Genomic DNA, 4,792 nt, shown 5'->3' on the forward strand with positions numbered 1-4,792 from the left:
TGCAGCGGTTTTGGAGTGTCCATTGGAAGGCTCAGAGTCGCTGTAAACGGTGATCTTGCAGAGGATAGCCCTGTTCGCGGTAGAAACGGAAACTCTCCCGCGCGGCCGCTCTGATCGTCGGATCTTCCACCACCACTTCCGCCACTCGGGCGAACTTGTTGGCGAAGGCCGGGACTTTCAGGTCGAGGTTGACCAGCAAATCCTGGTGCTGACCGCAATCGTCACCCAGGCCCAGGACAATCAAGCTATCCGGTTCGCTTTCGGCGGAGCCGTGGGGCACGAAGCTTTCACCCTTGAACGTCCAGAGGCGTGCGTCGAGATCGTCACGCTGGGCAGCGTCGCTGCAATGCAGGTAGACACGGTGGCCCATGCGCCAGGCTTTTTCGGTGAGCTTGCAGGCGAAATCCAGGCGTGCCGAAGGATCGGCGCTGGGCAGGATATAGAAGTCGACTTTGGTCATTGCGGTTCCAGAGCGGCAAGCGGCGCCACCGAAAAGTGACGCCGCCGCCCATCAACGGTTTCAGGCTTTGGCGCGGTCCAGCAGGTATTGGGTCAACAGGGGAACCGGACGGCCAGTGGCGCCCTTGTCCTTGCCGCCGCTGGTCCATGCGGTGCCGGCGATGTCCAGGTGCGCCCAGTTCAGGTTCTTGGTGAAGCGCGACAGAAAGCAGGCAGCGGTGATGGTGCCGGCTTTCGGGCCGCCGATGTTGGCGATGTCGGCGAACGGGCTGTCGAGCTGCTCTTGATACTCATCGAACAACGGCAGTTGCCAGGCGCGATCGTCGGCAGCCTTGCCGGCGCTCAACAGTTGGCCAATCAGTTCATCGTTGTTGCCCAGCAGGCCCGAGGTGTGCGAGCCCAGTGCAACCACGCAGGCACCGGTCAGGGTGGCGATGTCGATCACCGCTTGCGGCTTGAAGCGCTCGGAGTAGGTGAGGGCGTCACACAACACCAGACGGCCTTCGGCGTCGGTGTTGAGGATTTCCACGGTCTGGCCGCTCATGGTGGTGACGATGTCGCCCGGGCGCGAAGCGTTGCCGCTCGGCATGTTCTCGGCGCAGGCCAGGATGCACACCAGGTTGATCGGCAGCTTCAGTTCGAGCACGGCACGCAGGGTACCGAACACGCTGGCGGCGCCGCCCATGTCGTACTTCATTTCATCCATGCCGGCGCCCGGCTTGAGGCTGATGCCGCCGGTGTCGAAGGTGATGCCTTTACCCACCAGTGCGTAAGGCTTCTCGGATTTTTTGCCGCCGTTGTATTGCATGACGATCAGGCGCGGCGGCTGGGCGCTGCCCTGGCCAACAGCGTAGAACGAGCCCATGCCCAGGGCTTTGATCTTCTTCTCGTCGAGGACTTCGACTTTCAGGTCCTTGAATTCCTTGCCGAGGTTTTTCGCTTGCTCACCGAGGAAAGTCGGGTGGCAGATGTTCGGCGGCAGATTCCCCAGGTTACGGGTGAAGGCCATGCCGTTGGCGATTGCAGTGGCGTGGGTCACGGCGCGTTGCACTTCAGCCTGAGCGGCCTTGATGGTCAGCAGGGTGATTTTCTTCAGGGCGCGCGGTTCGGCTTTCTGGCTTTTGAACTGGTCGAACTGGTACTCGCCGTCCACCAGGGTTTCGGCCAGCAGGCGGGTCTTGCCGTAGCTGTCACGACCCTTGACCACGATTTCGTCCAGGGCCAGTACCGCGTCGCTGCCGCCCAGGCCTTTGAGGGTGTTGAGTACGCCAGCGATGATTTTGCGGAATGGGCGATCACCCAGTTCTTCATCCTTGCCCACGCCCACCAGCAACACGCGTTCGGCTTTCAGGTTCGGCAGGCTGTGCAGCAACAGGCTCTGGCCGACTTTGCCGGCCAGGTCGCCGCGCTTGAGGACGGCGCTGATCGCGCCACCGCTGAGTTCGTCGAGCTGCATCGCGACGGCGCCGAGCTTGCGGCCTTCACCGGCGGCGACCACCAGCGTGGCGGTTTTCAACGTTTCCGGGTTAACGCTTTTTACAACCAGTTCCATGTCCGGGTCCCTGAATTTGATGAGTCAACACGCAAGCGCTCGACAATGTGTGTGCGTCGTTCGCTTATAGATAGAAGGCGCCAGGATCGGCTGGCGACGAAGGCCGCAGTTTGAACCTCGCTACCGGCGCCTGACAACCCTCGGTTGTACGAATGGAGGAGCGAGCTCGCTCGCGAAGAACGCTAGAGCATCGTGGGGTTTCAGGCTTTGCGCGTTATCGTTCACGTCCTTCGCGAGCGAGCTCGCTCCTACAGGGGGCGCAATGCATTGCGCAGTGACAGGCGCACTCAATCACAGGATAATGCGCCATCTTTTTTCGGCGGCTCTGCCTTGCGGGCTGTCTGATATGTTTGCTTGTTTGGCCGCCTTAGCCTGACAACCCTGGAGTGTCTGGTTTGATCGTCTTCCGTTATCTATCCCGCGAAGTATTGTTGACCTTGAGCGCCGTCAGTGCCGTGCTGCTGGTCATCATCATGAGCGGACGCTTCATCAAGTACCTCGCTCAGGCCGCTTCGGGTCTACTGGATCCGGGTTCGCTGTTCCTGATCATGGGCTTTCGTCTGCCGGGTTTCCTCCAGCTGATCCTGCCGCTGGGCCTGTTTCTCGGGATCCTGCTCTCGTACGGTCGCCTGTACCTCGAAAGTGAAATGACCGTGCTGTCGGCCACCGGCATGAGCCAGCAACGCCTGTTCCGCATAACGCTATTCCCGGCCACCCTGGTGGCGCTGGTCGTGGCCTGGTTGAGCCTGAGTCTGGCACCACAAGGTGCCAATCAATTCCAGTTGCTGCTGAACAAACAGGATGCCCTGACCGAGTTCGATACCCTGGAGCCGGGTCGTTTCCAGGCACTACGTGACGGCACCCGCGTGACCTACACCGAACAATTGTCGGACGATCGCATCAATCTGACTGGCGTGTTCATTTCGCAGAAAAACATCAGTTCCGACCAAAAAGACCGCGGGATTTCCGTGCTGGTGGCTGAAAAGGGTCGCCAGGAAATCCGTCCTGACGGTAACCGCTACCTGATCCTCGACAATGGCTACCGCTACGACGGTAACCCGGGGCAGGCCGATTATCGGGCGATCAAGTATGACGAGTACGGTGTATTGCTGCCCAAGCCGGATGTCAGTGACGAAGTGACCGATCGTGATGCGATGAGCACGGCTTCCTTGCTCGGCAGTGACGACCTTCGCTCCCGTACCGAGTTGCAATGGCGTCTGTCCCTGCCATTGCTGGTGTTCATCGTGACCTTGATGGCGGTGCCGTTGTCACGGGTTAACCCGCGCCAGGGTCGCTTCCTCAAGTTGTTTCCGGCGATTCTTCTATATATGGCTTACCTGACCATCCTGATTGCCGCCCGTGGCGACCTTGAAAAGGGCAAGATTCCTCCGGCGCTGGGCTTGTGGTGGGTGCACGGGATGTTCCTGCTCATTGGTCTGGGCCTGCTTTACTGGGAGCCTTTGCGCTTGAAGATGGCGAGTCGCCGCGCAGCGCTGGAGGTGGCCCGTGGTTAAGCTCGATCGCTACATTGGTAGCAGCGTGTTCATGGCGATCCTGGCGGTATTGGGGATCATCCTCGGTCTGGCGACCTTGTTTGCCTTCATCGACGAGATGAGCGAAGTCAGCGATACCTACACCCTGCTCGATGTGCTCAGCTATGTATTGCTGACCGCTCCTCGCCGTCTGTACGACATGTTGCCGATGGCCGCGTTGATCGGTTGCCTGATCGGTCTCGGTAGCCTGGCCAGCAATAGTGAGCTGACGATCATGCGCGCCGCTGGCGTTTCGATCGGCAGGATCGTCTGGGCGGTCATGAAGCCAATGCTGGTGCTGATGTTGGTGGGGCTGTTGATCGGCGAGTACATCGCACCGGCAACTGAAAGCACCGCACAGGCCAACCGTTCGCTGGCCCAGGGCAGTGGCGATGCACAAAGTGCCAAGCATGGTCTGTGGCACCGTCAGGGTGAGGAGTTCATCCACGTCAACTCCGTACAACCCAACGGCCTGTTGTATGGCGTGACCCGTTATCGCTTCGACAATCAGCGTCACATGCTGTCTTCCAGCTTTGCCAAACGCGCCGAGTTCGACAAGGATCACTGGCAGTTGAGCGACGTCACCACCACGCTGTTCCATGACAAGAGCACCGAAGTGGTCAGTACCCCGATCGAGCGCTGGGACGTGGCATTGAGTCCGCAGTTGCTGAGTACAGTGGTCATGGCGCCCGAATCGCTGTCGATTTCCGGTCTGTGGGGCTATATCCACTACCTGTCCGATCAAGGCTTGAGCAATGGCCAATACTGGCTGGCGTTTTGGGTCAAGGTATTGCAGCCGCTGGTTACCGCAGCCCTGGTGTTGATGGCAATTTCCTTCATCTTTGGCCCGTTGCGTTCGGTGACCCTCGGTCAGCGGGTGTTCACCGGTGTACTGGTGGGGTTCACCTTCCGCATTGCCCAGGATTTGCTTGGGCCTTCGAGCCTGGTGTTCGGCTTCTCGCCGCTGTTTGCGGTGCTGGTGCCGGCCAGTATCTGCGCCCTGGCCGGGCTCTGGTTGTTGCGCCGCGCCGGTTGATGGCGGCTTCTTTCCGGCCTGGCTGGTGATAAAAAACGCCCCTGTCGCAAGACCGGGGCGTTTTTGTACAGGCCGTCTGGCCTGCAAACGTGACGCTTGCGCCGTGGATCAGGTACAATTCCCGGCTATTTTTCGGCGGGCTATGCCTGCAGCCTTTTTGAGTGTTGATCCGTGAGTGATTTGAGTCATATCCGCAATTTCTCCATCATCGCC

4 protein-coding genes are annotated in these 4,792 nt (G+C 59.8%); 2 read left to right on the forward strand and 2 right to left on the reverse strand.

Features of this window, described 5'->3' with window-relative positions; all coding sequences use genetic code 11:
- Window positions 1–31 precede the first annotated feature (31 nt).
- Together ACRESJ_RS26535 and ACRESJ_RS26540 are read right to left on the reverse strand one after the other, a co-directional pair.
- On the reverse strand, window positions 32–460 hold the full coding sequence (locus tag ACRESJ_RS26535; RefSeq protein WP_431760517.1) for a DNA polymerase III subunit chi: 429 nt from the start codon (window positions 458–460) through the stop codon (window positions 32–34).
- A gap of 60 nt (window positions 461–520) precedes the next feature.
- Window positions 521–2,011: a leucyl aminopeptidase gene (locus ACRESJ_RS26540; protein WP_431760518.1), complete on the reverse strand. Its 1,491-nt coding sequence runs from the start codon at window positions 2,009–2,011 to the stop codon at window positions 521–523.
- Window positions 2,012–2,406: 395 nt separating this feature from the next.
- Between ACRESJ_RS26540 and lptF the strand changes: the two genes are divergently transcribed.
- A complete protein-coding gene (gene lptF, locus ACRESJ_RS26545) occupies window positions 2,407–3,525 on the forward strand; it encodes an LPS export ABC transporter permease LptF (RefSeq protein WP_431760519.1) in 1,119 nt (372 codons plus the stop codon).
- On the forward strand, window positions 3,518–4,579 hold the full coding sequence (lptG, locus tag ACRESJ_RS26550) for an LPS export ABC transporter permease LptG (protein WP_431760520.1): 1,062 nt from the start codon (window positions 3,518–3,520) through the stop codon (window positions 4,577–4,579). Before lptF ends, lptG begins: the two co-directional genes overlap by 8 nt.
- The last annotated feature ends 213 nt before the right edge of the window (window positions 4,580–4,792 follow it).

The sequence above is a fragment of the Pseudomonas sp. genome (genome assembly GCF_050739655.1).
GTDB lineage: Bacteria > Pseudomonadota > Gammaproteobacteria > Pseudomonadales > Pseudomonadaceae > Aquipseudomonas.

Excerpts from the sequence above, each read along its gene's own strand:
- ACRESJ_RS26535 (WP_431760517.1), bottom strand. The coding sequence starts at position 460 with ATGACCAAAGTCGACTTCTATATCCTGCCCAGCGCCGATCCTTCGGCA.
- ACRESJ_RS26540 (WP_431760518.1), bottom strand. The coding sequence starts at position 2,011 with ATGGAACTGGTTGTAAAAAGCGTTAACCCGGAAACGTTGAAAACCGCC.